25 protein-coding genes and 5 pseudogenes are annotated in these 25,657 nt (G+C 60.7%); 13 read left to right on the forward strand and 17 right to left on the reverse strand.

Going from position 1 to position 25,657, the window contains the following annotated elements; all coding sequences use genetic code 11:
• Positions 1-7: 7 nt before the first annotated feature.
• The 3 genes and pseudogenes from LHFGNBLO_RS01990 to LHFGNBLO_RS01995 form a co-directional block, all read right to left on the reverse strand.
• The gene (locus tag LHFGNBLO_RS01990) at positions 8-211 is read right to left on the reverse strand and encodes a helix-turn-helix domain-containing protein (protein WP_258599829.1); all 204 of its coding nucleotides are present in this window, start codon (positions 209-211) and stop codon (positions 8-10) included.
• Positions 190-489, reverse strand: coding sequence for an autoinducer binding domain-containing protein (locus LHFGNBLO_RS33575; protein ID WP_413774628.1), 300 nt, complete (start codon positions 487-489; stop codon positions 190-192). The genes LHFGNBLO_RS01990 and LHFGNBLO_RS33575 overlap by 22 nt, the downstream gene beginning before the upstream one ends.
• Positions 490-564: 75 nt before the next feature.
• A pseudogene (locus LHFGNBLO_RS01995) lies at positions 565-1,685 on the reverse strand (tyrosine-type recombinase/integrase).
• 143 nt (positions 1,686-1,828) lie between these two features.
• Here LHFGNBLO_RS01995 and LHFGNBLO_RS02000 point away from each other — a divergent pair.
• The 4 genes and pseudogenes from LHFGNBLO_RS02000 to LHFGNBLO_RS02015 all read left to right on the forward strand — a co-directional run.
• Positions 1,829-2,080: a DUF1403 family protein gene (locus LHFGNBLO_RS02000; protein WP_258599830.1), complete on the forward strand. Its 252-nt coding sequence runs from the start codon at positions 1,829-1,831 to the stop codon at positions 2,078-2,080.
• Between the two features lie 85 nt (positions 2,081-2,165).
• Complete coding sequence (locus tag LHFGNBLO_RS02005) at positions 2,166-2,537, forward strand: DUF1403 family protein (RefSeq protein WP_258599831.1); 372 nt, start codon at positions 2,166-2,168, stop codon at positions 2,535-2,537.
• Entirely contained in the window at positions 2,534-2,635 is a 102-nt protein-coding gene (locus LHFGNBLO_RS02010) for a DUF1403 family protein (protein WP_258599832.1), read from the forward strand. Before LHFGNBLO_RS02005 ends, LHFGNBLO_RS02010 begins: the two co-directional genes overlap by 4 nt.
• Before the next feature lie 4 nt (positions 2,636-2,639).
• Positions 2,640-2,903 (forward strand): annotated as a pseudogene (locus LHFGNBLO_RS02015) (SMC-Scp complex subunit ScpB); the annotation flags it as partial.
• 160 nt (positions 2,904-3,063) lie between these two features.
• On the opposite strand, the gene LHFGNBLO_RS02020 reads toward LHFGNBLO_RS02015, so the two are convergent.
• Together LHFGNBLO_RS02020 and LHFGNBLO_RS02025 are read right to left on the reverse strand one after the other, a co-directional pair.
• Positions 3,064-3,450, reverse strand: a complete 387-nt coding sequence (locus LHFGNBLO_RS02020; protein WP_258599834.1) for a hypothetical protein — start codon at positions 3,448-3,450, stop codon at positions 3,064-3,066.
• Entirely contained in the window at positions 3,451-5,292 is a 1,842-nt protein-coding gene (locus LHFGNBLO_RS02025; protein WP_258599836.1) for a type II toxin-antitoxin system HipA family toxin, read from the reverse strand.
• Positions 5,293-5,655: 363 nt separating this feature from the next.
• On the opposite strand from LHFGNBLO_RS02025, the gene LHFGNBLO_RS02030 reads away from it, so the two are divergent.
• Positions 5,656-6,684: an IS110 family transposase gene (locus tag LHFGNBLO_RS02030; protein WP_258599837.1), complete on the forward strand. Its 1,029-nt coding sequence runs from the start codon at positions 5,656-5,658 to the stop codon at positions 6,682-6,684.
• Between the two features lie 457 nt (positions 6,685-7,141).
• Here the strand turns inward: LHFGNBLO_RS02030 and LHFGNBLO_RS02035 are convergent, their stop codons facing one another.
• Both LHFGNBLO_RS02035 and LHFGNBLO_RS33580 read right to left on the reverse strand, forming a co-directional pair.
• Positions 7,142-7,507, reverse strand: coding sequence for a response regulator (locus LHFGNBLO_RS02035; RefSeq protein ID WP_258581075.1), 366 nt, complete (start codon positions 7,505-7,507; stop codon positions 7,142-7,144).
• Between the two features lie 91 nt (positions 7,508-7,598).
• On the reverse strand, positions 7,599-7,844 hold the full coding sequence (locus tag LHFGNBLO_RS33580) for an ATP-binding protein (protein ID WP_413774615.1): 246 nt from the start codon (positions 7,842-7,844) through the stop codon (positions 7,599-7,601).
• A 157-nt stretch (positions 7,845-8,001) separates the two neighbouring features.
• Between LHFGNBLO_RS33580 and LHFGNBLO_RS02040 the strand changes: the two genes are divergently transcribed.
• Together LHFGNBLO_RS02040 and LHFGNBLO_RS02045 are read left to right on the forward strand one after the other, a co-directional pair.
• Positions 8,002-8,175, forward strand: a complete 174-nt coding sequence (locus tag LHFGNBLO_RS02040) for a hypothetical protein (protein WP_258599838.1) — start codon at positions 8,002-8,004, stop codon at positions 8,173-8,175.
• Positions 8,176-8,505: 330 nt separating this feature from the next.
• On the forward strand, positions 8,506-9,663 hold the full coding sequence (locus LHFGNBLO_RS02045) for an IS110 family transposase (RefSeq protein WP_258599840.1): 1,158 nt from the start codon (positions 8,506-8,508) through the stop codon (positions 9,661-9,663).
• Between the two features lie 649 nt (positions 9,664-10,312).
• Here the strand turns inward: LHFGNBLO_RS02045 and LHFGNBLO_RS02050 are convergent.
• Complete coding sequence (locus LHFGNBLO_RS02050; protein ID WP_258600549.1) at positions 10,313-10,684, reverse strand: hypothetical protein; 372 nt, start codon at positions 10,682-10,684, stop codon at positions 10,313-10,315.
• On the opposite strand from LHFGNBLO_RS02050, the pseudogene panB reads away from it, so the two are divergent.
• The 3 pseudogenes from panB (at position 10,653) to pmtA (ending at position 13,057) form a co-directional block, all read left to right on the forward strand.
• Positions 10,653-11,499: pseudogene (gene panB / locus LHFGNBLO_RS02055) on the forward strand (3-methyl-2-oxobutanoate hydroxymethyltransferase). The gene LHFGNBLO_RS02050 and the pseudogene panB overlap by 32 nt on opposite strands.
• A pseudogene (panC, locus tag LHFGNBLO_RS02060) lies at positions 11,496-12,384 on the forward strand (pantoate--beta-alanine ligase). Before panB ends, panC begins: the two co-directional pseudogenes overlap by 4 nt.
• 76 nt (positions 12,385-12,460) lie before the next feature.
• Positions 12,461-13,057: pseudogene (pmtA, locus tag LHFGNBLO_RS02065) on the forward strand (phospholipid N-methyltransferase PmtA).
• Positions 13,058-13,718: 661 nt separating this feature from the next.
• Here the strand turns inward: pmtA and LHFGNBLO_RS02070 are convergent.
• The 3 genes from LHFGNBLO_RS02070 to LHFGNBLO_RS02080 form a co-directional block, all read right to left on the reverse strand.
• Positions 13,719-13,988: a bifunctional hydroxymethylpyrimidine kinase/phosphomethylpyrimidine kinase gene (locus tag LHFGNBLO_RS02070; protein ID WP_258599842.1), complete on the reverse strand. Its 270-nt coding sequence runs from the start codon at positions 13,986-13,988 to the stop codon at positions 13,719-13,721.
• A 210-nt stretch (positions 13,989-14,198) separates the two neighbouring features.
• The gene (locus tag LHFGNBLO_RS02075) at positions 14,199-14,447 is read right to left on the reverse strand and encodes a DUF982 domain-containing protein (RefSeq protein ID WP_183455314.1); all 249 of its coding nucleotides are present in this window, start codon (positions 14,445-14,447) and stop codon (positions 14,199-14,201) included.
• Between the two features lie 39 nt (positions 14,448-14,486).
• Entirely contained in the window at positions 14,487-16,136 is a 1,650-nt protein-coding gene (locus tag LHFGNBLO_RS02080) for an MFS transporter (protein ID WP_258599844.1), read from the reverse strand.
• An 821-nt stretch (positions 16,137-16,957) separates the two neighbouring features.
• Between LHFGNBLO_RS02080 and LHFGNBLO_RS02085 the strand changes: the two genes are divergently transcribed.
• Complete coding sequence (locus tag LHFGNBLO_RS02085) at positions 16,958-17,413, forward strand: GGDEF domain-containing protein (RefSeq protein ID WP_258599845.1); 456 nt, start codon at positions 16,958-16,960, stop codon at positions 17,411-17,413.
• Between the two features lie 321 nt (positions 17,414-17,734).
• Complete coding sequence (locus LHFGNBLO_RS02090) at positions 17,735-18,037, forward strand: DUF982 domain-containing protein (RefSeq protein ID WP_258599847.1); 303 nt, start codon at positions 17,735-17,737, stop codon at positions 18,035-18,037.
• 112 nt (positions 18,038-18,149) lie between these two features.
• Here LHFGNBLO_RS02090 and LHFGNBLO_RS02095 read toward each other — a convergent pair whose 3' ends face one another.
• From LHFGNBLO_RS02095 to LHFGNBLO_RS02105, 3 genes are all read right to left on the reverse strand, one after another.
• Positions 18,150-18,785, reverse strand: coding sequence for an FMN-binding negative transcriptional regulator (locus tag LHFGNBLO_RS02095; RefSeq protein WP_258599849.1), 636 nt, complete (start codon positions 18,783-18,785; stop codon positions 18,150-18,152).
• Position 18,786: 1 nt separating this feature from the next.
• Positions 18,787-19,452: a B3/4 domain-containing protein gene (locus LHFGNBLO_RS02100; protein ID WP_258599851.1), complete on the reverse strand. Its 666-nt coding sequence runs from the start codon at positions 19,450-19,452 to the stop codon at positions 18,787-18,789.
• 184 nt (positions 19,453-19,636) lie between these two features.
• Complete coding sequence (locus LHFGNBLO_RS02105; protein ID WP_319944147.1) at positions 19,637-20,875, reverse strand: PLP-dependent aspartate aminotransferase family protein; 1,239 nt, start codon at positions 20,873-20,875, stop codon at positions 19,637-19,639.
• Positions 20,876-20,915: 40 nt separating this feature from the next.
• Here LHFGNBLO_RS02105 and LHFGNBLO_RS02110 point away from each other — a divergent pair, with 40 nt between their 5' ends.
• Entirely contained in the window at positions 20,916-21,515 is a 600-nt protein-coding gene (locus LHFGNBLO_RS02110) for a helix-turn-helix domain-containing protein (RefSeq protein ID WP_258599853.1), read from the forward strand.
• An 84-nt stretch (positions 21,516-21,599) separates the two neighbouring features.
• Here the strand turns inward: LHFGNBLO_RS02110 and LHFGNBLO_RS02115 are convergent, their stop codons facing one another.
• From LHFGNBLO_RS02115 to LHFGNBLO_RS02125, 3 genes are read right to left on the reverse strand one after another with little or no spacing between them, the layout of a single operon-like run.
• The gene (locus LHFGNBLO_RS02115; protein ID WP_258599855.1) at positions 21,600-23,996 is read right to left on the reverse strand and encodes a transketolase; all 2,397 of its coding nucleotides are present in this window, start codon (positions 23,994-23,996) and stop codon (positions 21,600-21,602) included.
• Between the two features lie 53 nt (positions 23,997-24,049).
• Positions 24,050-25,000, reverse strand: a complete 951-nt coding sequence (locus LHFGNBLO_RS02120; protein ID WP_258599857.1) for a PDR/VanB family oxidoreductase — start codon at positions 24,998-25,000, stop codon at positions 24,050-24,052.
• A gap of 5 nt (positions 25,001-25,005) precedes the next feature.
• The gene (locus LHFGNBLO_RS02125; protein ID WP_258599859.1) at positions 25,006-25,497 is read right to left on the reverse strand and encodes an MOSC domain-containing protein; all 492 of its coding nucleotides are present in this window, start codon (positions 25,495-25,497) and stop codon (positions 25,006-25,008) included.
• Positions 25,498-25,657: the final 160 nt, after the last annotated feature.

A 25,657-nucleotide genomic window follows, 5' to 3' on the forward strand; every position in this document is an offset into this window, starting at 1 on the left:
ATCGAGCTTAGATCCAATTGCGCTTTGTCGCGATGTCGAGGGCCTGGTAGGTAGTCATGACGTTGAGCTTCCGACGGATGTTCGGCAGTTGGAACTCGACCGCCCGTCTTCTGACATTGCCAAGTGCTGCGATATCGCCGTTGGTCTTGCCCTGCAGGAGCCATGCGAGGCATTCCAGCTGATAGCTCGTCAGTGGGAGGGGGCTGCGCATATCAACCCGTCGTCGCTGCGGCTCTGTAGGTAGCCATCGATGAAGGCACCAAGTGTCAGAACGGAGTACCCGTCCGCTACCATCGCGGGGTCGAGTTTCCGCTCACGGGACGGGAAGGTAAAGAGGGCACGCCTTCCGGACCCGTCGAAGATCGGGATCGACATCTCCGAACGGATGCCAAACTTTCGGGCTTCGCCACAGAACGTTGGGTGAGACCTTCTTGCTGGAACGGGCAAACCTTGCTCCGACCAGGCGTAGGCTCCGCGTCTCGGGGAGATTAGCGAGGCCGCTGTCGCCCTTACCCCCCGATGTCAACTGAAACGCTAAGTAGAACTCTCGCCCTAGGGGGCCGTTCAAAGCCCGGAAGCCTTGGTGAGGTTGGTGCGGAACCGCTTACGCCGGCGCTGATATTTGCGGGGCATCTCGGCCGAGGCGTGGCCGAGTTACTTCCGCACGTAGCGCTTCTCGATCTCGGCCGAAGAGGCGAGACCTGCTCGCAGCGAGTGTCCGGCGAACAACAGCGCGCTCCGCTTCCGGAAGATCGGCGCGGACGCCACCGGCGAGCGCCGTTTGCTTGACCAGGCGGGCGATTGCTTGTTGGACAACCGCTCGACGTCGACGGTCTTGTTGTCCTTGAAGATGCGGCGGAAAAGCGGGCCTCGCGCAATGCGGCCCAGCCTGATCCAGGTCTCCAGCGCCACCACGGGGCAAGACAAATCGCTGGAGCCGCTGCCCACCTCGACCTCGCGCCAGCCGGTCTTCCCACGCAGCGTCACCAGCACGCCCTTGTCCAGAAAAATCTCGATCCAGCCGGCGCCGTCACTCTTGTCGTCTCGCACGACGTCGAGGCCGACGATTTCGGAGCGGCGCAGGCCGCCGGCGAAGCCCAGGAGCAAAATAGCGCGGTCGCGCAGGCCGCGCAAATTATGGCCGAGCGTCGCGATCATCGCCAGGAGATCGTCGCCGAGCACGGCTCCCTTCTGCCGCGGTGGCTTTGCGTGTTTTCTGCGAATGCCGGCAAGCACCATGGCGATATGCCGATCGGATCGATCGAGCGCAAAACCGCGCTGGGTAAAGTTCCAGGCGTGGCCGGACAGGCGGCGTTCAATTGTGGCGACCGAAAGGGGTAGCAAGCCCCGGTGGGCCTCACCGGCGGCGCTGCCTGAGGCACAGGCGCTGATATAGAGGCCGATGTTTGTACCTCTGGGGGCAGGGGCTCGAAACCGTTGCGCCGGCACCAGGCTGAAAAATGCCGCCAATCCTTGGCGTAGGCGGTTTGGGTGTTTTCGGAGCTGGCGGCCCTGGCGTAGCCTGTTGCCGTCTCGACGAGCGCTTCGAGATTCGCCGGCGCCCACGGGGTGGTGGGTGGGGCCCCCATTTCCAGCACCAGATCGACGATATCGGGCAGATCGCCATCTGGATGGTCGGCGGGCGAGAGGTCGATTTTGGCGGGTTTCGATGGGGAATCTTCCATGATTTGGCAGGCTAGCGCCATACGTCCGATAACAAGATTATCGTTCGTAACAGTTGCACGACAGGCGCGGCGGTTTCTGCTAAATTACGCTGCCAAAAGCGCCGCGCCGATTCATGCTCTCGGCGATGATTCTCCGCCCGAAATTGATCCGCCATCCCCCGCTTGTCACCGCGAGCTCGGGCCCGGTTGCGCCGGTCGCTCCGGTGCCGGCCTGGCTGCGCGCCGCGGCGGCCGCTCCGCAATCGCTTGAAGATGCCGCTTTTGCCGCCGCCGCGGCGGCGGAAGCGGCAAAACGCGCCGGCCGCATGGAAGACGCAGCGGCGTTGCGCGACGCACTGCTGCTCACCCGCCCCGGCGATAATTTCGGGCCCGCCGGCCGCATGCTGCTGATCTAGCGCAGGCTGGCCTCGCGTCCGGTCGCGACTTTGGTTGGCGACACGGCGCTGGGCGAGATAGGCGCGGATCTGGGGAGTTTCCTCGATGAGGACACGGCAGGGCGTCTCGGCGATGAAATCAAAGGGCTTGCTGGCGCACACGCGAACGCGGTCGGCGTGGCCGCCGATGTCATCGCGACGCTCGAGCGCCTACCCGCCACCGCCGACAGCCAGCGATCGGTTGTCGCCAGCGGACCAACGGCAAGCGCAGCCGGCATCGCGCCAACCCATTTTTGGCGCCTATGCGCGGGCGGCGCTGCAGGCGGTGGATCTTGCCGCCGAGCTCGGCCGCCGCGCCGATCATCTGCTGGCTGTTGCGCCAAAATTGCAGGCAAAAGGTGCGGACGCGGTGATCGAGACGCTCCTCGGCGATGACGCCGTCGTCGCCTCGCGCGGTGATACAACAAGACCGGCATGAGCGATCGCGGGTTACGCCGGCTGTTCGACCGGCTGCTCGAGTTTGGCGCCGTGCGCGAACTGTCGGGCCGCCCGACCTTCCGCATCTACGGATTGTGATCGAATGGTGGAACCGACACGACGCACACGAGAAAAAAGAGATGTCCAGCGAATGCTGGTCGACCGCGAGTTGGATCATCTGCTGGCGGAGGTTCGCTGGCGCGAGTGGATGCATCGCGTCGAGGCGACCATTTTTGCCGCCAGCGGACCCGTTTCGCGTGAGGCTCTTGCGCGCATCGTCAGCAAGAGCTGCAATCTCGATCTGATCATCGATGACATCCGCGAGGAACTGCGTGGCCGCCCTATGTCGGACTACGCATCCCTTGGGTTCCTTGCGCAAAGCGATTTCGGACGCGATCAGTAGGACGGGTCGCGCCGCTGCCAGCCATCAGATCGCCTGCTCCGCCGCTCGCAATTCGGGCGTAACATCCATGACGCCGGGTATGTCCCAGACAGTGTCGCGCAGCATGAACCTCCAGCCTTTGACACTATCGACGTACGTCGCGCGCGGTTCGACGACTTCGTACGGAATGATGGCTGCCCTGGTGACACGGAACTTGCCATCGAGCAGCCGCGAGCCGGTCAAAAGGTCTGTCGGGGAGTCGGCGGATAAATCCGAGCTGACGGGAACCGCCCAGTGTTTCAAGCTTGCGGCACTTTATCTGATAGCGCACCCCCTCGGTATCGATGGCGTCAGCATCGGCGGAAGAATTGCTGTTGAGGGTCCACCCGAAGGCTCTGGAGAATAGGAGCTCTCCGTAGTCGCCGGTTGGATTGTTGGCACTGCGCACGATCTTACGACGCCGCAGCTCTGCCAACAAATCGCCGTGCAGTTCAAGGAGGGCAGAGACCGGCGCGTCGGTGAGATCGATCATCTACGCAAACCCTTCGATACGTTCGCGGACAATCGCGCGCATTTGCTCCGCCATCTTCGCGCCTTGAGACCCGTCTGATAGAGGCGATGGCAATTCTAGGTGATCGAGTGCGTGCGAAAGAGCGGCGACAAGATCGTCAATTGCGTTGTCTGCTTCGGCAGCCTTGAGGCCTGCAGTGCTGGCGAACGTCTTGAAGTCGGCGCGGCGCAGACGATCGTCCTTGCCGTTCAGTTTGAGCGCCATCCGGTCTCTTTCGAGACGTGGAAACACGCGGGTCGTGACAGCATCGTAGAGCGGTGCCATGCGAACCGAGCTGAATTGCGCGCTGCCCGGCTCTGCGATCTTGAGGAGCGCCATGTTCTTAAGATGCATGTCGCCATCGGCGATCAGCCAGGCGAACAGGGATCGCTTCAGCACAAGCAGAACATCCTCTTCCGGGGCGGTTGATAGAGGTCTCAGAGCCCGCGCGATGCGCTCCATCGTGCCGTCGTATTTTGCTTCGGTGGGCACACCCAGCACGGAACAGAAATCCTCAAGCGCAAGAAGATGCTTGTCATCAAGGCTCGTCGTGATGTCGAACCGCTCAACCACGAGCGCGGGCGGCATCCCGTCAGGCATGGGAACGAGTGCGGTCGGGGCCGTTGTGAAACCGGATCGGCGGCCCAACGCGAGCGACTGCCATTCAATAACCGGCAGAGCCTCAAATCCGCTCGTGCCAGCAGGTTTGAGGATATGGGTGAAGGGTTTGCCGGTGCTGGGCGACAAGGTGCCATCCGCATCGAGGAACATTGGCGCTTTGATCTGGACACCCGACAAGCGGGGTGTATCGGTGCGCTCGAATATCTGTGCGAGATTGCGTTCGAAGCTTTGCTCCAGGTCGCCGCGGCCCGGCCCGGCATACTGGCCAGTGAATAGAGAGTTCTTAGTGAAGCCACTGAGCCGGGTCAGCAGTATGTCAGGCGGCAGGGCGGCGAGATCGTTCGCGCGCTCAACGATCGTGATGTTCGACATGTAGCGCTTGCCCGAGCGCAGCATCGCGCGCTCGTCGCGGTCGTTCAAGACTGACTCAAGCCAGCCTTCGGGCAGCAGCGACAAAATGAAGGGCGGGAGTTTACCCGGCGTGGTCTGGCGGACGAGCGGCGGGCCGTCCTGATCGTTGGGATTCCAGCGCCATTCAAAACCGTCATGAGTGAGGTTGCCCAGGGGCGCGCCGTGCCATGCGACAATCAAATCAAGTGCGGCCTCGTTGCGCGCTGCTTCCGCTGGCGCGGGACGCCGGAGCAGGAAGCGCTCGGCATGCTCACCTTCGCGATACCACTTATTTTCGCGGGCAAGTGACCATATGGCATCGGCCGCACCCTGGGCGCTGCCGTACTCTTCGATGAGGCGGTTCGCGATTGTCTCGCGCATCGTTTCGTCGATGGATGCCGCGTGCTCGCTGCGCAGACGGAAGGCTTCGAGGAAGCGTTGGCGCATTGAGGAAACGTCGATCCGGAATTCTCCCATGCCGTCATCAACAATCGCCGCGGCCACAGATGGATGATCGGGAGCCGCGTTCTGGATGATTTCGAGCAAGCGGATGCGCGTGCGCTGTATCCGCCGCCCGCTTAGGAACAGGCGGCCGTCGCGGGTTGGCCCGAGAAGGACAGCGCTCGCCGCTGACAGGTAGGCGTTGGGGTAGAGATATTTTGCGATGCGGACGGCATGCTTGAGTGCCGTCGCCTCGATATCCTCCCCGGCATCGACGTAGATGCCGCGCATCAGCTGGACGAGTTTGCCCGTCTCAGCCTGATAGTGGCTGCGGGTTTTGTCGATGTTCTCTCCAACTAGGTGCAGGGGCATTTTCTAACTTTCGCGTATCTCACATACGGGAAAGTAACACGGCAGGCTTGAAAAGGCAATGATTTCTAACTTTAGCGTATTTCAAATACGGGAAAGTTAGGAATCTGAGGCCCATGCCTCCAAGGCCGAGCTGACCGAACTAAGGGCGTGGCGACAACAAGCCGTGCAGCGGCTCATCGGCGAGGTCAGCGGCCCAGCGCCATACCTCGCTTCAGATTCCACACGTCTGGCGAGCCGGTAACATTCTTGGTGAGGCAGCCGGTAACAAAATTACGTGAGATGGGGTGGTTGCCGTCCTCCCCTAACGGCATCGCAGTGTGCCAAAATGTGGTCTGTAGAAGCCACGAAGAAGAGGGACGGCAAATGAAAGATACAATGATCGGGGTCGATCTAGCAAAGAATGTCTACCAGCTTCACGGAGCGTCGATGACGGGCCAGGTAAAGTTTCGCCGGAAGTTGCTGCGCGGACAGTTTCTGCGCTTCATGGAAAGCCAGCCTGCGGCTGTCGTTGTCATGGAGGCCTGTGGTAGCGCCCATCATTGGGCACGCGAATTGGTCAATCTTGGGCATGAGGTCAAGTTGATCGCACCGCAATATGTGCGCCCCTTCGTCAAGCGCCAGAAGAATGATGCCGCTGACGCCGAAGCCATCGTCACCGCCGCGCAGCGCCCTGAGATGCGATTCGTGGAACCGAAAAGCGCGGATCAACAGGCAAAGGGGATTCTCTTTCGAGCCCGGGAGCGCATTGTCCATCAGCGTACGGAACTGGTGAATGCATTGCGTGCCGTGCTCTACGAATATGGTCACGTTGTCCCTCTGGGGATCGGGCATCTCAAGCGCATTGACGCGATCGTCGAGGATGTCAGTGTTGTTCTCCCGGAACTCGTGCGGGAAGAATGCCGTGATCTTCTGGTTCAAATCGCGGAAAAGACGACCAGGATCGAAGACAAGACGCGGAAGATCGTCGAGCTTGCCAAGCAAGACGATAAGGCGAAGCGACTTCAGACCATGCCGGGTGTAGGGCCGATGATAGCAATGGCCATCGAGGCATTTGCTCCCGCGATGGAAAGCTTCCGAAGCGGTCGTGATTTTGCGGCATGGCTAGGACTTGTTCCCCGGCAATTCTCATCGGGGGGCAAGGAAAGACTCGGCAAGGTATCGAAGGCAGGACAAGCCGATATTTGCCGATTGCTGATCATCGGTGCAATGGTCCGCGTGAATTGGGCGAGCAGAAAGCCTCCGGCGCAGGGTTCCTGGCTGGCGCGGATGATAACGAGGAAGCCACGGATGTTGGTCGCGATCGCACTGGCGAACAAGATGGCCCGAAGAATGTGGGCCATGCTGACGAAACAAGAGGATTATCGAGATCCGGTGTTAACCGCCATGACATGACCTGTTGGTCAGCATGGATGGGTAACTCGGTATTGGGGGTGTGAGAAGGCGATGACCTGAATGGGCGCATGATCGAACCGATCTGGATCGGGAAAACCAACTGTTGCCTCGGTGCTTTCAAGCACGCACGTGAGATTTGGACTCGATCCGCAGATCACCATACCGGCCAGCGGCTTCGACAAGTGCCGCACTCAAAGGCCTGACAGAAGACCGCACTCGATCACACGTTCAGAAAGTCAGAAACTCCTTGCACAACGGACGGCAACCACAGAAGGCAATACGACAACCATCTCGACACGAGGAAGATGCGACGGCAGTGCACCCGGTTGGCCCGACGCTTGACAGTCTTTGCCAGACGTTCCGTGGGAGCAGCCTGCTCGTTCTCCTTCTCGCCGGCCGCCTCGATCCGCTCGGCTGCTTGCCCTTGCCAGGGGGCCGTACTGTTCGCTAGCGCAACTTACATTTCTTCCTTGTCAAGGAACGCGGCAAGGACCTCCAGACTCAGTGGCTTCTCGGTGACTTTGGCGCCAAGGGCTTCGGCCGCCGCGACCACCTCGTCGGTCAGATTGCCGCTCATCAACATGACCGGGGTATTGATTTGCGACGAGCGGAGGATGCTCATTAGCTGCAAGCCGGTCATCCTGGGCATATGCTGATCTAGGATAATATGGTCAAAATTCTCCAGCTCAGCGTTGAGGAGGTCCGCGCCTGAAGAGAAGCCTTCCGCAGACCGCCCGAGCGCATCGAGAAGAAAGTTGAGCGCCTTCCGAGCGTCCTCGTCATCGTCCACAACGGCAATCATGTTCCGATTGATATTACTCATGCAGATACCTTTGCAGCGGTTCGAAATGGCGCATTATGCGCCAAGCAGCCCACAAGAATAGATTAGCTCTCCAGCTCGTCCTTGATGCTAATCAAGCGGGCGCGGCTTTTTGCAGCGTTGCTGTCCCGCCTCCTGCGTTGTGCTCGGCCCACAACTGCCTCCTCGACTCGACCATTCGCCGACAGATCGACAGACCAATCTCCATGCCGGTGGATTTGGTGGTCACGAAGGGTGGGAACAGGCGGTCGCGTCCCTCCGGCGCTAAACCGGCGCCGGTGTCGGCTACTGCCACTGCAACCATGTCATGTGCAATGCGGGAGGTTGAAAGCCGCAGCACGTCTTCCGGCGCCCTCCTTGGCTTCTATTGCATTAGGATCGAGGTCCAGCAGGTGCTGTTGAACCTTATCCGCTGAGGTCATCGACGCATTGCTGGCGAAGCTTCTCGAGATAGCGGGCAAGCGCTCCGTCCTGGATGTCGAGGTAGCCGTCGCCCGTTGGATGATCTTGTCTCTGAGGCCTCGCTCAAGCTGGGTGCGCAACTGCCGCAGTTGCTTGTCAACGTGGCCGAGCTCAAGCCATGCCTGATTGTCGTCGAGCTCGTGATAGCCACCGATCGCTTTGCGGATGACCTGGCGGCTTTCACGATCCACGAGTTCGCCGGTGCGTAGCGCTTTCTGCGAGACCTTGAGGGCCTGGAGCGTTGGGCGTCTCGCAATGGAGCGGTACTTCGAAAGCGGGACGCGCGAACGCCATGTCGCCCGCAGGAAGCTGACCCGTGGGCGGGTCTTGGGGTGAGCTAATGCAAAAAGCCGGTTGACGCCGCCCGATCAGGAGAACCCAATTGGGCCGTGCACCTTCGAGTGCGAGCTTTCGATCGGGACCTGAGCCGCGCGAATGGCATTATGGCCAGCGGCATATGAAGAGCCGCACCTACAGATCCCATGATTTGCGGCGCAGGCAGATTAGACTGCGCCATTTCAAACTCTGGAGGCCTGATCATGTCGCAATCATTCAACGGCGCAGAAGTTGTCCAATACGATCGTACGCTCGTGCTGGCTATCGAACTAAGCAACAAAAACTGGGTTTTGGCCGCCCAGGTGCCCGGCCTGCCGCAGACCAAGGCGAAGCGTGCCATTGAGCCAGATAAGCTTGCTCTTCAGTCCGCAATCGATGGCTATCGTGCTCGTGCTGCTGCTGCCGGCCACCCGGTAGATCGGGTGGTTGCGACCTACGAAGCTGGATGGTCCGGGTTCTGGCTTGCCAGATGGCTGATTGCCAAAGGCGTGGAGGTCCATGTCATCCAGCCTTCCAGCGTGCCCGTCGATCGTCGCATGCGTCGCGCAAAGTCGGACGGGATCGACGCCGAGTTACTGCTGCGTACGCTGCTGGCGTGGCTTCGCGGCGAACCGCGCGTCTGCTCCATGGTACCGATCCCTGACGAAGCCGATGAGGATGCACGGCGCTCTGTCCGCGAACGAACAGAGCTCGTGTCCGAACGTGTCAGCCTTGCCAACCGGATCGGTGCTGTCCTCGCGACGCTCGGCGTCGAGGATTACAACCCGCTCCTGAAAAACCGCCGGCGGCGTCTGGCCGACCTTCGTACCGGTCTGGGTGACCCAATGCCACCTCACGCCCTCGCCAAGATCGAACGGTTACTGAGCCGGCTGGAGCTCGTTCTCGATCAGATCGCCACGCTGGAACACGACCGCGATGCGGTAGCGGAGGTGCCCGCTTCGGATGATGCCAGTCGGATGATCCAGCAGCTGTGCAGTCTCCGCGGTATAGGGGTGCAGAGTGCCACAATATTGGTCCGCGAGGCCTTCGTCCGTCGCTTCGCTAATGCCAAAGCGCTCGGATCTTATGCAGGTCTTACTGCGACGCCTTACAACAGTGGTGGGGTGGAACGCGAGCAAGGGATCGGAAAGGCCGGGAACCGGCGGCTTCGAACGGTGATGGTGGAGCTGGCCTGGCTCTGGCAACGCTACCAGCCTGGTGCTGCCCAGGTCGCCTGGTTCCGGGAACGCACCGGCTCTACTGGCCGCCGCGTCCGCAAGGTCATAGTGGTCGCCCTCGCTCGCAAGTTGCTGATCGCTCTGTGGCGCTTTGCCGTCGATGGTGTCGTACCCGAGGGAGCGACCATGAAGCCCGCCGTATAATAATTATCGAGATCGGGCAGCTCTGCGACGGCAAAGCAGCCCGGTGACCGAGGGAACGTCGCCGTTGTCCGGCGTGGTGCTTCAGTGCCGTCTTCACAGAGTGGTGCCGTTCCTTTGGAGCTCTCCCGTCCCGAATGCGGGACAGTGGTTGGGATATCATCCCGCCGGATGTGAGGTTAGCAGGCAGGCCCTGCAGGAAGAGAGCTCACCTCGGATTACACCCATGGAAAAACATTGACTGGAGAATCATCATGTGAGGTCGGATACATGGCCGCACCAACCAGCAACTGCAGAGCGCTCAAATAGAACCCTTGCCAACGGAGAGCCGTCCATACGGCCCCAATCAAGACCTTCAACGCCGAGATTCTGATCGCCGTCCCTCGGCGCGAGGCTGACGTCTGGATCGGAGAGCAAAGACGTTTTCAGTCCTATGTTTGTGCTTCGATAGTCGCATAAAAAGGCAGTCTCGAATACGGGGCTGCTGCCACGGGTTCGAACCGATGGGGCCCCAATCGTCGCCTTTGGTCGTCAAAATGACTCGCCATTCGATGAACGTCCGCTCGTCGGTCGTCCCTCTGCCTGCCGACCGGAGCCAACGCGCTGGAACCTGCGTCTGCAGCGCTTTATCGGGCACTGAGCAATGGGTCCCTCAGGCTCCAGCGCGCTTGTATGGCGAAGCATTAGCCTGCCCGATGGTAAGCATGCCTGGCTCACCATTCGTCAGGGCGACCACGACGGCGATCAGGACCGCTTTGACGTCGTTCGCCTTGCCTCCCGATCTGCCTTCCTGGTTGGCTTTGCCTGATGGCCATGATCCCTGGGCCGGTTGGCAGGTGCGCTGCTGAAGCAGCTTGAACCGATTTGATTGATTCTGACGATGACTGTGGCCCGTCAACACCACGCGCATCGCGAATTTAACTCTTCGCACCTGCACAAAAATGTGCCAAACGCGGCACCCATGGTTGGTAACGTTGGGGAAGGAGTCCTTGTTGAGTGCGGTTGCTAACACCAGGGCGATCACACCGCCGGATATTCGTGCGCGGAAGGGCGGAACGCCGCTCGTCTGCCTGATGGCCTATACCACGCCGATCGCAAAACTCGTTGATCGGCATTGTGACATTGTTCTCGTCGGCGACAGCGTCGGCATTGGTGCTCCACGGCTTGCCGTCGACGCTGGGCGTGACGCTTGAGATGATGGTCATGCACGGTCAGGCCGTGCGCCGTGGCCTGGAGCAGGCGCTGCTGGTCGTCGACATGCCGTTCGGCTCCTACGAGGAAAGCCCCGAGCAGGCCTTCCGCAATGCTGCACGTATCATGGCGGAAACCGGCTGCGCGGCGGTCAAGCTCGAAGGTGGCGAAGCAATGGCGGAGACGATCCGCTTCTTGGCCACACGCGGCGTGCCGGTCATGGGCCATGTCGGCTTGACGCCACAGGCGATCAATATCTTCGGCGGCTACCGCGTGCAGGGCAGATGCGGTGATGCGGAGCGCGTCGGGGCCGACGCGCGTGCCGTGAGCGAAGCGGGGGCATTCGCGGTGGTGCTGGAGAAGGTCCCCGAGGCGCTCCCCCGCCGGATCACCGCAGAGGTGGCGATCCCGACGATCGGTATCGGCGCCTGGGCAGCCTGTGACGGACAGATTCTCGTCGTCGACGACATGTCGGGCACCTTCGGCGACTTCCGGCCCAAATTCGTCAAGCGCTATGCCGAACTCGGTGAGATCGCCGGGGAGGCGATTGCGGTCTATGCGCAGGAAGTGCGCGACCGCCGCTTTCCCGCGGCCGAGCATCTGTTCGGCGATGCGCCAAGGACGGTCAATGGTGGAGAAGGCGCATGAGCGTTCCGACCGCACGAACCGTCGCCGAATTGCGCATGGCTGTGGCCGGATGGCGTCAGAATGGCCTGAAGGTCGCTGTCGTGCCGACTATGGGTGCCTTGCATGAAGGCCATCTGAGCTTGGTGCGTGCCGCGCTTGCCAAGGCCGACCGGGTTATCGTGACGCTGTTCGTCAACCCGAAACAGTTTAACAGCGCGGCCGATCTCGCGGCCTACCCGCGCACTGAGCATGACGATGCCGCCAAGCTTGCGCCGCTCGGCGCTCATCTGCTCTACGCGCCAAATGCAGCGGACGTGTATCCGGAAGGTTTCGCCACTACGATCTCGGTGAGTGGGGTGAGCAGGGGCCTATGCGGCGCGTTTCGTCCGGGCCATTTCGACGGCGTGGCAACCGTCGTCGCCAAGCTCTTTTTACAGACGCGTGCTGATCTCGCCTTCTTCGGCGAGAAGGATTTCCAGCAACTGCACGTCGTTCGCCGGCTCGTCCGCGATCTCGACATTCCAATCGAGATTGTAGCATGTCCCACGGTACGTGAAGCCGACGGCCTGGCGATGTCGTCGCACAATGTCAGGCTCTCGGCCGCACAGCGCCTGGCAGCGCCAAGGCTCGCCGAAGTCCTGTCGGCTTCGGCCGGGCGATTGTCGGCGGGATTGCCAGCCGAGTGTGCTTGCCGAGGTCAGGCAAGCGATCCTCGCTGCCGGTTACGACGAGGTCGAGTATCTCGAGCTACGAGCAGACCATGACCTGTCGCCGCTTTCCGCCGCGGATCGACCGGCCCGCCTGATCGTCGCCGCCTGGCTCGGCGGGACGCGGCTTATCGATAACGTCGGAGTTCTTCCCGGGCAGCGCAAAGGCGAGTTGCTCGCGGCAGCCAATGCCGCATGATTGAAAATGCCGCAAGGCTTGTACAAAGGCGCCTCGGCAGAATGACTCAGACAAATAGCAGTAGCAGGGAGTGGATATGGTCTTTCGATTGAAGGAGCGCCTCGGCAGGAAGTTCGAAGAAGAAGTGCAATTCTTCAAGGGCTAGCAGAAGGACAAGAAACGAGTGGGTGCGCTTATGCCAACGTCCGTACATGCCGCGCGTCGTATGGCAAGCGTGATTAACCCGGCATCCGGATTGCCGGTTCTTGAACTTGGCGCGGGAACTGGCGTCATCACCAGGGCAATCCTGCAAAGAGGCATCAAGCCGCATCAGCTAATTTCGGTCGAATATTCCAAGGATTTCTATCGGCGCCTGACGCGAGCCCTTCCGGGCGTGGATTTTCGATTGGGCGATGCGTTCGCGCTGGGGGAAGTGCTGGCCGAGCGGAGCGGGGAGCAATTCGACTGTGTGATAAGTGCGGTGCCGTTGTTGAGCTTTCCAATGGAACAGCGCATTGCGTTGCTCGAGGATTTGCTCGCCCGAATTCCTCGCGGGAGGCCCGTGATCCAAATCACCTACGGACCTTTGTCGCCGGTGATCAAAATGCCCGACCGCTACGTCGTGTCTCACTATGATTTCGTCGTCCGCAACATCCCGCCCGCACAGCTCTGGACTTACCGACGAGCAGTCTGAGCCGCAGCACGCGCGGAAAGGCGGCATTCCGCAAAATCCTGCTGAAGGACACGACGGTGATCGTCACGAAATTCGCATCGATTGTGCTTTTGTAGCCGCCTCCGCTTTGCGGAAGCGGCTATGCCTTTTAGCGCACACTCATCTGCTACGGACTTCGCCCTGCGGAAAACAGACAGCGAAGCTACCGCCACCTCGAAAATCTCGCGACGGCGTCTCGATGCCGGGACCGGCCTGCCATTTTTGAGAAGTGATCCGTGCAGGTGCCTGACGCAAATCTTGCCATCCCGTCCTTGACCATGTCATAGCCATCGCCCTCTTTCAGCTGCCTGAGCCTCCCGGCAGCCGGATCAATGATGACGATCCCCCGAATATTCCTTTTTTTGAAGAGCGTGACGGTCTACGCCATCTTGTGGTGCCTCAGCTTGTACGATGGCCTCCTGGCCTTCCGTGCCATGCAAGCGACGAGGTTCGGTCACTTTACCGTGCAATGGCGTTCGGAAATACGACAGGCGAACCACAATAGTCATGTTTAGGCTGAAGACTTTTCAGTGGACCGCGAAAAAAGAAAACTGCAGCCCTTCCAGTTCTTGCAAAGCGCTTTAATTCGCTTTCGTTGGAGAAGCGTCGTCGCTAGTCCAACTCTTCCGATCGTCACTCGCTGTCATGTGACTGCATGCTTCAAGAGCTTCTCGAACACAAACAGCTTGCCTTCGCGCACGCTGTCTTCAAGGGGCCGCGAGTGCGCCAAGTGCGCCGCAATCGCGCCGGCCAGCATGCAACCCGTCCCGCGCATCGATGCGGTGAGGCGCGGCGTGTCGAAGCGGATCGGTTGTTGATCGCGGAGTAACAGAATGTCGGTCGATCGAGGTCCCGATGCGTGGCCGCCCTTGATCAGCAGAGCCTGAGGCCCGGCGGCCAGCGGCGCGTTCACCCTGGAGATCGGATACCACCTGATTTCGGGCGAAGGCTTTACGCTGCTTGCGGGCGTTGCTGAAGACGTAGACCGGTGCATTCTTGTCAGCCAAAGCGGCTCTTTACATATTTTCTCGCCGCTTCGGTCAGCGTCGGGCGACGCGGGCTCGACGTGTTAAACGCTCGTTCAGCTAATGGAGGAACTGATGAACGATACGATTTTTGACCTTTAATCGCCGCGTAGGATATTTGCTTCGCGCGCGGCCGCGACGAAGGCCCTTCGGGCGGCGGGTGGATGAGCCTTACCCCGTAGTGCCTTCAAACAGGCGTCCATCGCTGCCCTGCGCTTCTCCGTCTGACGACCAGAAACCTGCAGCAAGATGGCGGCCGCATCATTGACATCGAATACGGCACGTTCTGGGCTGTGGCGGCCAATCTGGACCACGACTTGCCTCTCAAATCTCACCAAACCGGTCATCTCGCTGTCCCCCAAGCTCTACCAACCCAAAGCCGGCGATCACAGCCGAAAGAAAAATCGCGTCGATTGATCCCGCCTCTGGGTTGCCACGGTCGGTCGTTCAATCGAAAGCTTGGTACGAGGCGGATTTGCCATGTTCAATTCGAGCAGATGTTGGTCCAACGCCTTGTCCGCCGTCGTCAGGCGATGATTCAGCCGCAAATAATCCATCCAGGTCGGCGTGCGGAAGGTTTCTGTCCAAAGCAAAGGATCCTGAAGATCGCGCTGGAGGTTCCAGTGCCGAGCACCGACGCGGCTTTGCACTCGCCGTCGTTCCTGCATCCGGTCCAGGAAAGCTTCGACGTTTGCCTCCGGTATTGAGTACTCGATCTTGACGACGATCGGCCCGCTTCTCGGCTTTAGGTCGAGAGCGAGCTGTGGCGTTTCGAAGCCAAAAGGATCCTGATCAGAGTCCTGCCATTGACGGATAGGCATCAGGAAGCCGGTGGCCGCGACCATTACCAGCGCTCCAGCGGAAACCTCGAGGGACAAGGTAAGCGAATAGGTCTCAGCCACTGAGCCCCACAGCCAGCTGCCGGCCGCGATACCGCCAGACGAGAGGGCATAGTGGATCGAGAGCGTGCGACCGACGACCCACCTTGGGCTTGCCAATTGGACACTCACGTCGAGCCCCGTCCAGGTGACGACCCAGCCCGCGCCGCCGAGCGCCAGCGCAATAGCCGCCACCGCCACTGAAGTAGTGAGAGCAAGAGATAGACAGCACGCCGCACAGGCAATGCATGCCAGTGTTGTCAGCCGCTCCTGGGACAGCGACCGCCTCAAGACATTGTTGCAAATGCCGACGCACAAGGCGCCCGTCCCGAAGCCGGCCATCAGGACACCATAAACGATTGGTCCTCCCCCTAGTTGATCGCGGGCAACGAGAGGCAGCAGCGCGAGTATCGAGATGCTGGTCAGGCCAAAAAGCGCTCCACGCGCGATTGCCGCCTTGATCTCCGCCGACAGGGCCGTGAAGCGCGCTCCGTCATGGATGGCGGTGGTCAAAGGCTCGCGCGGGAGAGGTGAGGTGCGAACATCCCATTTGCGACGCCCTATGGTCCACAGCAGCGCTACATAGGTCAGTGTCGCCACAGCGAAAGCTGTCAGAGGTCCAAAGGAGGCAACGACGATGCCACCGAGCGCCGGGCCGACGCTTCGAATGGCGTTGTATCCAACCGAGATGAGCGTGACCGCGGCTGGGACTTCGCGTTTTCGTAAGATATCGCCCACCGACGCGTGCCAAGCAGGATCGGTGAAAGCGGCGCCCGCTCCGGCCAAACAGCTGAAGGCAAGAACCATCCATGGATTGAAAATCCCGAGGGCCGCAAGAACAGTCAGCATCGCCGAGGACAACGCTATCATGCACCAGCCAGCGAACATGAGATTGCGGCGGCTGTAATTGTCCGCCAGGGCCCCGGCGATGATCGACAGGACGAATATGGGGAGTGTCGTCGAAGCCTGAACCAAGGCGACCATCACGTCCGAAGTCGAGATGGTCGCCATCAGCCAACTGATGGCGACAGTTTGAATTAGCCAGCCAAGGCTGGCGACCTGGGTGCCAAGCCAGATCGATCGAAAGGTCGCATTTTCGAGCGGCGCAAATGTCGCCGACGAAGCTGGACTCGCATCTGCGCGCGGCACCCTGCTCATTGGGTTGAGCCCTCCCTCGGTCTATCGGTCGTTTTAGAGGTGCCCTCCCGGCGCACGTGCCCATGGAGGAATGGCACCATGAGCGCATTTTGTCGGGGCAGCGCAAGATATTTCTTTACCGCTGGCACTCTGGCGCAAGCGATTACTTCATCTGGAATTGCCGCCAACGCGCTTTCATGATTGCTGGGTCTATGTCACGTCCTCGCGAAAAGAATTTCCCGGACTACGCATACCTGCCTGGCAACCATCCACATCCGGTTCGCGACCCCTTGGGTCACAGTTATCAAAGCGACCCAGTGACCGGTTGCGGTCGAGGAATCACTCGTGAGTCTTGGCCCTAAGCCTACAATCAGGCGTTCCCATATATGGCGCGACCGGCCCGTCCCATTCTGCAGCGATTTTAACCATCTAAAAAATCACCGCCCTCATCAAGGCCAGAATAATCTTAATAGAGTTGGTAACGGCTCCTTCAGCGCCAATGTCTAAAGAAACAACATGACACCGCGCGCCAAGCGTATTTTGGGAAAATCATTAGACGATAATTGCGGTCGTCGCGACCTTCGGTCTGTCGTTTATGGCTAGACTTGCGCTTCAGATGCCTATCGACTGGCTGAGTTGGGTGGAATGTACGTTCATTCCAATTCTGATCGGAATGCCGGTCAGTGCCTTCATCTTCACGCAGTCGGAAACGATCCAGGAAACATGTGACAAGTTGGAGAAGTCACATGCAGCCCTGAAAGAGACGCATGACAGGCTCACCTTCGTCACCAGTCATGTCCCGATGACGGGGCTCCTTTAGTCGCGGTGGATTTATGGCAAGGATGGACAGAAGCCGCGAAGAAGGGGAATGCGACACACTCCTTCTGATCGATCCAGATCACTTCTCTTCGTTCAACGATAAGTACGGACACTCCAAGGGCGACGAGGCTCTGGTTCGGATTGCAAAGGCGCTCGTCTATATGACTCGCCCTGGGGACTCGATTGGTCGCCTTGGCGGGGAAGAGTTTGGGGTCTTGTTACGCGGCGTGCGCATTGAGCAGGCAACTACCGTCGCGGAGAACATTCGTCGACTTATCGAGGGGATTTCTTGGGTGAAGGGGCAACAAGACGGCGTGAAGGTGACGGTCAGCATTGGTGGTGCGGAAATCCCGCATGATGCAGATACTCAGGATGTCCTTCGCACTGCCGGCCGATGCCTTTTTGAAGCGAAACAACGTGGGCGGAACCGCGTTTCGTTCGCCTTTGAAGCAGCCAAGTTGCGGGTCGTGGCACCGTAGCCGATCCGGTTTGGGCCGCCGAGGTGCAAAAACTGTCTGTGCCGAGATCCCTGATTCACGGCTTTCGAGATACTCCGCGGTGTAGCCCAGGCTTGTTCCCCTGACTGTACGGTAGACAAAAAAGAGCCTGGCCATCGCATCCCTATTGCGAGGATTCGGGAGGTACGGGATTGGAATCGGCCTGTTGGCCGCTACTCTCCTCTTGAAACCGTCATCTCTTGAAACCGTCATCGCCCTGACAACACATTCTGCAATGGTCGGCGGGTGTCGATGAGGCGCCTGTTCAAGCAAACCAGCTGTTCAGCAGGTCGGGAGGAACGAATGAACTCTGAGGCGTTCAGCAGCCCACTTTTCGTGAAGCGTGCAGCGTACATCGTACAAGAGATTGCCAGTCTTGCGGACGCTGTCGATTTCCTCAACGAATGGCCAGAAGATCGCAGAGACCTGGTCCACGAAGCCGCCCTCAGGGCGTGCTATGATGCATACGATGGGCGAAAACCTGTAAGCGCAGCGCGCAATGCCTTTTTCGGCTTTGCGAAACGGGTCGCTATATTGGAAGATGCAAGCTCCGCGATGCAGTGGCTCGCTGCCTGCAAGTCGGGCACTGGGAAAGTGCAAGTTTAGGCGTCGGCGCCGTGTGTGGCTGGCGGGGGCACGCCGAGGAGGGCATTGTGTCGAGATTTCATAGATAGTCGAATGCAGAAGCAGTTCGCCACATTACAGCAGAACGGCAGATCTACACGACCTTCACTCGCTCGGCGAGGGCTCGTGCCAAGATCTCGCCCGAGTGACCGGCGGCCTCAAGCCCGCGGCGTGTGCCGTCCAAATCGGCGTCGTTCTCTTCCTCATTCAGTTTCCATGCTCCCTCGAGGCGCTCGACGCGAAATTCCAACCCGACAACGCCCCGCATCATCCTGTCGATATATTCTTGCGGCGCATCCGACACGCTCCAGGGCGCTGGACGCGTGGCCTCGTGCCGGTCGGTCATGTCTTCAACCTGGCGCCGCAGCCAGGCCCTATCCTCAATCGCCGTCAAGCTTCCGTGCGCGTGTATGGCGATATAGAGCCATGTGGGGACGACCTTTCCCGTCTCGCGCTTGGTCGGATACCACTGCGGCGACATGTAGGTGTGAGGGCCCTGAAAAATCGCGAGACTGGCGCTGCCTTCTGGTACCCGCCAATGCGCGTTGGCACGCGCGACGTGGGCCGCGAGGATCAGGCCTCCATCCGGCGCCTGCCGCGCGATGGTCGGCACATGCGTGGCCTCGATGCCTGCAGGCGTCGGCGTCACGATCGTGGCGAAGCCGATCTCGCGGATCGCGGCCAGAAGCACATCGGGGCGGTCTTCGACAGATTGACGGGGCCGGTACATCTTAGTTTTTCTCGACTGCGCGGCTCAAGGACCCGGTTGACGTATTCAACCCAGCGATTTCGATCTGGGCATTTGGGCACAGTGCCTCAATCACCCCGGTCAGTTGCGCCCCAGCGGCCTTCAGCCGCTCCGAAGACATGGGCTCGAGCGCCTCGAGTACAAGCCAAAGGGAACGCGAATCGGCCGTCACCATAGTCCGCCGCCCCTGCCTCCAGTTCCAGCGGCGGCAGGTGACTCCGGCGTCATCGCACCAAACGATTTCGCCCGGCTCAGGATGCTCGGTGACCGGTTCGCCTCGGCTGACGGTGTCGAACGGCTCCACCCCCGTCGCGATCAGAAGTCTCGGAAGACCTTGATAGTGATCGAGGTCTTCGCCCCCAACCGGAATGCCGTAGAGCACGCTGACGGCGTTGTAGGCGTCCACCAGCGGGGAAATCCGTGGCAATGAGCCATCCTTGCGAATCCGCTTGAGAAGCGTCGCAGCCGAGCAGGGTGTCCGACTACCCTTGGCACCGAAGGCGCTGTAGGCTTCGACCCAAGCCGCAAGATGCGCATCCCTTTGGGCATCGTCGCCAAGCGCGGCCTGCTCCGCGGCCGCGATCGCGTCGGCGAGCGCCGGGGCCTGCGGCACGTCGACTTCAGCGTTTCGCACGACGATGCTCAGCAAGTGAAAGCTCGGGTGCCGGGCCTAAATCTCGGGGGTGATCATGGGCGTGAAAGACATGGGCTGCTCCGTCCTGCGGGAAGGCTCTGCGTTACGGTTCATTCAGGGCAATATCGAACATCGCGGGCAAGGCGAACTCCTCGGACTTGTGGGAATCCGGTCGCGCATGTCGCACAAGGCCGCCTGGTCATCCGGCCACCGACAAAGCCTGCTCGAGATCGTCAATGATGTCCTGTGGGTGTTCAAGCCCGACGGAGAGTCGCAACAGCCCCGACGGAGCCATCGACTTCGGCCCTTCGACGGAGGCCCGGTGTTCTATCAGCGAGTGCGTGCCCCCGAGGCTCGTGGCCCGCACCACGAGCTTGAGCCGGCCAGCAACCGCCATCGCGGCCTCGGCACCACCGCCGACGATGAAGGAAAGCATGGCACCATAGCCCGACATCTGCCGCCCGGCCAAGGCATGCCCCGGGTCGCCCGGTAGGCCAGGAAAGAGGACGGCTTCAACAGCGGAGTGCTTTCGCAAGGCTTCGGCGACCTTTTGAGCGCCCTCGCAATGGGCTCGCATACGAACCGGCAAGGTCTGCAGCCCGCGCAGCGCCAGCCAACAGTCGAAGGGGGCCGCAACGCTTCCCTTGTGACGTTGAATCATGCGCAAGGGGCGTTCGAGCGGCGAAGCCTCCGGCAGGACGACGACCCCTGCCATAAGGTCGGAATGGCCGCCGATGTATTTCGTTGCCGAATGAATGACGGCATCAGCCCCGAGCTCGAATGGGCGCTGTAGGATCGGCGTTGCCCAGGTATTGTCCACCACCGCGAGCGCACCAGCCTCGTGCGCGAGGTCACAAGTCGCCCGGATGTCCACGACACGGATAAGCGGGTTGGAGGGGGTCTCGATCCAGACGAGGCCGGTGGGCGCTGCACCGACAGCCGCGCGCAAGGCGTCCATGTCGCGCATGTCAACGGCGACGAAGTCGAACCTGTGCCCGATGTCGGTTTCATCGATCAGCGAGCGGATGCCGAAATACATGTCGTCCGGGACGACGATGCGATTTCCATTGCGAGGATGCGCTTCGAACACTGCGGTGATCGCGGCCATGCCGGACGAAAAGGCGACAGCGGCCTGGCCGCCTTCGAGCGCAGCCATCGCCGTCTCAAACGCGTGCCGCGTCGGGTTGTCATCCCGGATATATTCGTAGCCCGACGGGAAGGAGCCGTCCGCGCTTCGCTCGAAGGTCGTGCTGGGATGGAACGGAAGAGTGATGGCTCCGGTGGACGGATCGACCTTCCGGCCTGCATGAATCGCCTTGGTCTCGAGGTACATGGTGCGCTTCCTCAGCTTGATTTCAGAAGGAATAGGGCTGGAAAGACCAGGAACATCGATCCTGGCGTTTCGAGACAGCGCGGTTGAACTGTCCGCGCCGGTCATTATAGTGACCGTATGGGATCCGTCAGTGGAAGTCAATATAATGACCGACAATGAAACAGCAGCGGCAACGGAGAAGCAACTTGGGACGGCACTATCGTTGAGGGTGCAACATCTGCGCCGGGCCCAGAATTTGAGCCTGGATGGACTTGCTGCGCTCTCCGGCCTGTCGAAGGGCACCGTCGTAGCCATCGAACAGGGAAAGGCCAATCCGAGCATTGGAGTGTTGTGCCATCTGGCGGTCGCCTTCTCTCTGTCAGTTACCGATCTGTTGGGCGCGTCATCCGAGGAGGTCTCGGGTGGACCGATTGAGCGCACCAACCCCGCAACACTTTGGAAAACACCGTATGGAAGCGAGGCGAAATTGGAAGCCTCGACCGCAGGACGGACGATGTTCGAGATCTGGTCCTGGACGATTGTGCCCGGCGACGTTCATCGCTCGGACGCTCACAGTCGGGGCACCCGTGAGCTTCTTTCGGTCGTGCGCGGAAGTCTCAAGGTCACCGTCGGCTCGCAGACGATGACATTGCAGGCCGGAGAAGCCGCGCGGCTCGTGACCGATCAGCCGCATTCCTATGCTGCCGCGGACAATCAGCCTGTTTTGTTTTCAATGGCTGTGCTCGAACGCGGGGAGGAGGCATGACCCATCCGTCGTGATCAGCTTCGGATTGATCTGGCTCTTGCGCAACCGACATCGTGGGAACCGCGCAAGACATCCGGCGGCGGCTTAAGGGAGCGACTTCAAATAGCGAATGCTGCGTCCGGCACTCACCGCCTGCGCTGCATGCGCGATGGCATTCGCATCGAGCCCGTGGTGACGATAGAGGTCTGAAATCGTGCCGGTCTGGCCAAAATGCTCCACCCCCAGGGGCTTGACGCGATGACCGTTCACGCCACCGATCCAGGCGAGCGTGGCAGGGTGGCCGTCAATCACGGTGACGATCCCGCAATCGCGCGACAGCGGTGCCAGCAGGCGCTCGATGTGGCTCTTCGCGTCGACTGTTCCGCGCTGCCGGGCACGTTCCGCGGCCTGCCAGCCCGCATTGAGCCGGTCCGCAGATGTAATCGCCAACAGCCCGACATCGCGCCGGTCTTCCGCAATAAGACCCGTCGCGGCAATCGCTTCCGGCGCGACGACGCCCTGGTAGGCGATGACAACGCTGGCGTTCGGTCCGAGTGGGCGCAGCCAATAGGCACCGTTGACGATGTCGCGCGCCAGCTCCGCACCTATGTCGCGATGAGGTTGCTCCAAGGGCCGTGTGGACAGGCGCAGATAAACCGATCCGCCCGTCTGATCACGCAGCCATGTCGTCTCGTCTGGATCGCCTTCGCCGTTCCGCTGCATGTAGTCGAAGGCGAAACGCATGATCACCGCAAGCTCATCCACGAAGGCCGGCTCGAAGGCGCAAAGCCCGTCCTGCGCCATGCCGATCAGTGGCGTGCCGATCGACTGGTGCGCTCCTCCCTCAGGGGCAAGGGTTACGCCGGAGGGCGTGGCGACCAGCAGAAAGCGCGCGTCCTGGTAGCAGGCATAGTTCAGCTGATCGGCCGCGCGATAGATGAAGGGATCATACACAGTCCCGATCGGCAGCAACCGCACACCGTTCACGGAATGCGACAGCCCCAGCGCCCCGAGCATAATCATGAGATTGGATTCGGCGATGCCGAGTTCGAGGTGCTGCCCCTTGGGCCCGAACTCCCAGGTGTAGGTTGAAGGGATACGCTCGGCCTTGAAGGTATCGGCCATGCTCTCGCGGGCGAAGAGTCCGCGTCGATTGACCCAAGCGCCGAGATTGGTCGACACCGTGACGTCCGGGGACGTCGTGACGATGCGCTCGGCGAGCGGCGTTTCACTGCGCGCGATCTCGTTGAGGATCTGGCCGAAACCCATTTGGGTTGAGACCTGCTTGCCCCCCTGTGCCGGCGCGGGCAGCGCCTCGGGAACCGGAACCGCGGGTGCAGAGAGCCTGCGCCGGCCCTCGCTGAAAAACGGCGCTTGGGCGATGAAGGCCTCCAGTTCTGCCGGAGGCAACGTCGCCGCGGCCCATTTATCCCATTCCTCGCCGGGCCGGACTCCCATCCGCTGGCGGAAGCGTTCCATCTGGGTGGGCGTCATCTGGCCGGCATGGTTGTCCTTGTGGCCGGCCAGCGGCAAGCCATAACCCTTGATCGTGTAGCAGATGAAACAGACCGGTCGGTCATGCCGCGAGGCCGCCTCGAAGGCTTCGAGAAGGCTCGGCAGGTCGTGGCCGCCCAGATTGACCATGAGCGCCTGCAACTCGTCGTCAGAACGGCGTTCGATTAGCTCAGTGACCGACCCCTGATCGCCAATCTCGTCGAGCAGCCGCCTCCGCCAGGCGGCACCACCCTGAAAGGTGAGCGCCGAATAAAGCTGGTTGGAGCACCGCTCGATCCAATCGCGCAACTTCTCTCCTCCCGGCTCGGCAAAGGCGGCCTGCTGGAGGGAGCCATGGCGCAGGATCACCACGTCCCAGCCGAAGTTCTTGAATATCTGTTCGAACCGCTGCCAGAGACCTTCGCGGATGACCGCATCGAGCGACTGACGGTTGTAGTCCACGATCCACCAGCAATTCCGCAGCCCGTGCTTCCAACCCTCGATCAGGGCCTCGTAGATGTTGCCCTCGTCCATCTCGGCGTCGCCGATCAGGCTGACCATGCGCCCCTCGGGCCGATCCTTCATCCAACCGTGGGCGGATACATAGTCCTGCACGAGGGAGGAAAAGAGCGTCTGTGCGACACCCAGGCCCACCGAGCCGGTCGAGAAGTCGACATCATCCACGTCCTTCGTTCGCGAGGGGTAACTTTGGGCGCCCTTATAGCCGCGGAAGTTTTCGAGTTTCTCGCGTGTCTGGTTCCCGGACAGGTACTGAATTGCATGGAAGATCGGTGCGGCATGGGGCTTGACCGCCACCCGGTCCTGCGGACGCAGCGCAGCGTAGTAAAGCGCGGTCATGATCGTACCGAGAGAGGCGGAGGAGGCCTGGTGACCACCAACCTTGATCTCGTCGCCTTCCCGCACGTGGTTGGCATTATGTATCGTCCAGGCGGCAAGCCAGGAGACACACCGCTCGATTTGGTTCAAATAGGCAGTTTTCGATGTCATCCAATTTCCCCGCAATTGATGCGTCGCACCGCTGCTTCCAATTAGGGCTGTCTTCACAGATCTAGTCTCAGCACGCCGGTTGCGCGCGATATGCATGGAATGAACCGATGAGTCCGAGCGTCCTTGGACAGGACAGCATCCCGATGGATCGGCTGCCCTTCCAGAATTCCGCATTCGCAGGTCCCGCAAACCCCGTTCTCGCACGATGCCATGAGTAGCACGCCGGCGGCGCGCAACGCTGCGAGTGCCGAGGTATCGGCCGCGACAGGAACCACTGTCCCGTCGCGAAGGGTGATCGTGAAAGGTTCGGGTGGCCCATCGTTGTGTTCCGGCGGCCGAAAGGCCTCGAAATGCACGGTTCCTTCCGGCCAGAGCGCGGTTGCCCGATCCACGGCCGCCATGAAACCAGGTGGACCGCAATAATAGAGCTGTGCGTCGAGGGAACGCGTCGATAGCAAGGATTCAATATCCTGCCTGGTCTCCGGTTCGTCGTCGAAATGCAGCCACACGGTGTTGCAGTCGAGCTCCCGCTCGATGACCGACAACAGAGGCGCGAGTGCTCGGCTGCGGGTGAAGTAATGCAGCTCGTACGGCTTGCCCTGCCGCTCCAGGGCACGTGCCATTGCCAGGATCGGGGTGATCCCGATGCCTCCCGCCAGCAGCACGGTTGGCCCTTCGCGTTGGGCAAGCGGAAAATGATTGCGAGGAGCAGAGACTGGGAGCACGCATCCGACGGCCACTGCGTCATGGATCCACGCCGAGCCGCCGCGACCAACATCTTCGCGCTTCACCGCGATTGTGTAGCGGCTCAGTTCTGTCGGATCGCCGCAGAGCGAATACTGGCGCACTTTCCTATCAGGCAGATGAACATCGACGTGAGAGCCCGGTTCGAAGGGCGGCAGCAGAGGTTTGCGCGTGTGCTTCAGGTCGAGGACCAGGACGTCGCCTGGCTCCTTGCGGACGGCGGTCACGGTCAGTTTCATGATGATGCGGGGCGAGGCCATATCGATTACCCGTCAATTGGTAGAATCGGATCACCGGGGCGGATCACGCCGCCAACCTCGATCGCGCAGTTGAGGCCAGAGCGGTTCAGAAGCCCCTCGTAGAGACCGGGAATGCCGAGCAGTTGCTCGATATACTTGCAGGGAAAATTCATCCGCGCCGCCCGCAGGACGGTTTCCCCGATCCGAAAGCGCGTGCCGACCAGGTGCCCCAAGGGTACGCCGCGCGTGGTTAGGTTCCGCCGATGATCTTCGGGCGCGAGCTTGGCCTTGAAACCCGGAATCCTGGGTTCTCCCTGTGCCATGGCTTCCAGGACTTCGACCTCGATCAGTGTCACTTCGCGCACATCGGGTTTCGGAGAGTAGGTCCCCGTTCCAAGGTAGTACCGATCCCCGACAATGCCGCGCCCGGCAACGAGTTGTGCCTCCGTCAACTCTTCCATCTCGTAGGACGCCGCAGGTGCAACGTGGATGTGAAGCAGCGTTCCCTGCCAAGTCATGCATTGTCCTCCGAAACCATGGCCGCAGCCTTAAAGTGAGAGCCAGGATTTAGGATATGCACGGGCTGTTGTACCTCTGCCCCGACCCTTCGGGGAGTCATGGCAACGGACCTAATCCCGGGAGAACTCGGCCGGGGAACTGGTCTGATCGACAGTGCCA

It is taken from the genome of Mesorhizobium sp. AR10 (assembly GCF_024746795.1).
Classification (GTDB): domain Bacteria; phylum Pseudomonadota; class Alphaproteobacteria; order Rhizobiales; family Rhizobiaceae; genus Mesorhizobium.

Coding starts and splice junctions, on each gene's coding strand:
- LHFGNBLO_RS02125 (WP_258599859.1), bottom strand. CDS start 25,497: ATGACTTGGCAGGGAACGCTGCTTCACATCCACGTTGCACCTGCGGCG.
- LHFGNBLO_RS02035 (WP_258581075.1), bottom strand. CDS start 7,507: ATGAGTAATATCAATCGGAACATGATTGCCGTTGTGGACGATGACGAG.
- LHFGNBLO_RS02110 (WP_258599853.1), top strand. CDS start 20,916: ATGACCGACAATGAAACAGCAGCGGCAACGGAGAAGCAACTTGGGACG.
- LHFGNBLO_RS02090 (WP_258599847.1), top strand. CDS start 17,735: ATGAACTCTGAGGCGTTCAGCAGCCCACTTTTCGTGAAGCGTGCAGCG.
- LHFGNBLO_RS02095 (WP_258599849.1), bottom strand. CDS start 18,785: ATGTACCGGCCCCGTCAATCTGTCGAAGACCGCCCCGATGTGCTTCTG.
- LHFGNBLO_RS02005 (WP_258599831.1), top strand. CDS start 2,166: ATGAGGACACGGCAGGGCGTCTCGGCGATGAAATCAAAGGGCTTGCTG.
- LHFGNBLO_RS02045 (WP_258599840.1), top strand. CDS start 8,506: ATGTCGCAATCATTCAACGGCGCAGAAGTTGTCCAATACGATCGTACG.
- LHFGNBLO_RS02010 (WP_258599832.1), top strand. CDS start 2,534: ATGAGCGATCGCGGGTTACGCCGGCTGTTCGACCGGCTGCTCGAGTTT.
- LHFGNBLO_RS02080 (WP_258599844.1), bottom strand. CDS start 16,136: ATGAGCAGGGTGCCGCGCGCAGATGCGAGTCCAGCTTCGTCGGCGACA.
- LHFGNBLO_RS02030 (WP_258599837.1), top strand. CDS start 5,656: ATGAAAGATACAATGATCGGGGTCGATCTAGCAAAGAATGTCTACCAG.
- LHFGNBLO_RS01990 (WP_258599829.1), bottom strand. CDS start 211: ATGCGCAGCCCCCTCCCACTGACGAGCTATCAGCTGGAATGCCTCGCA.
- LHFGNBLO_RS02020 (WP_258599834.1), bottom strand. CDS start 3,450: ATGATCGATCTCACCGACGCGCCGGTCTCTGCCCTCCTTGAACTGCAC.
- LHFGNBLO_RS02075 (WP_183455314.1), bottom strand. CDS start 14,447: ATGACCGGTTTGGTGAGATTTGAGAGGCAAGTCGTGGTCCAGATTGGC.
- LHFGNBLO_RS02085 (WP_258599845.1), top strand. CDS start 16,958: ATGGACAGAAGCCGCGAAGAAGGGGAATGCGACACACTCCTTCTGATC.
- LHFGNBLO_RS02105 (WP_319944147.1), bottom strand. CDS start 20,875: ATGACCGGCGCGGACAGTTCAACCGCGCTGTCTCGAAACGCCAGGATC.
- LHFGNBLO_RS02115 (WP_258599855.1), bottom strand. CDS start 23,996: ATGACATCGAAAACTGCCTATTTGAACCAAATCGAGCGGTGTGTCTCC.
- LHFGNBLO_RS02025 (WP_258599836.1), bottom strand. CDS start 5,292: ATGCCCCTGCACCTAGTTGGAGAGAACATCGACAAAACCCGCAGCCAC.
- LHFGNBLO_RS02120 (WP_258599857.1), bottom strand. CDS start 25,000: ATGGCCTCGCCCCGCATCATCATGAAACTGACCGTGACCGCCGTCCGC.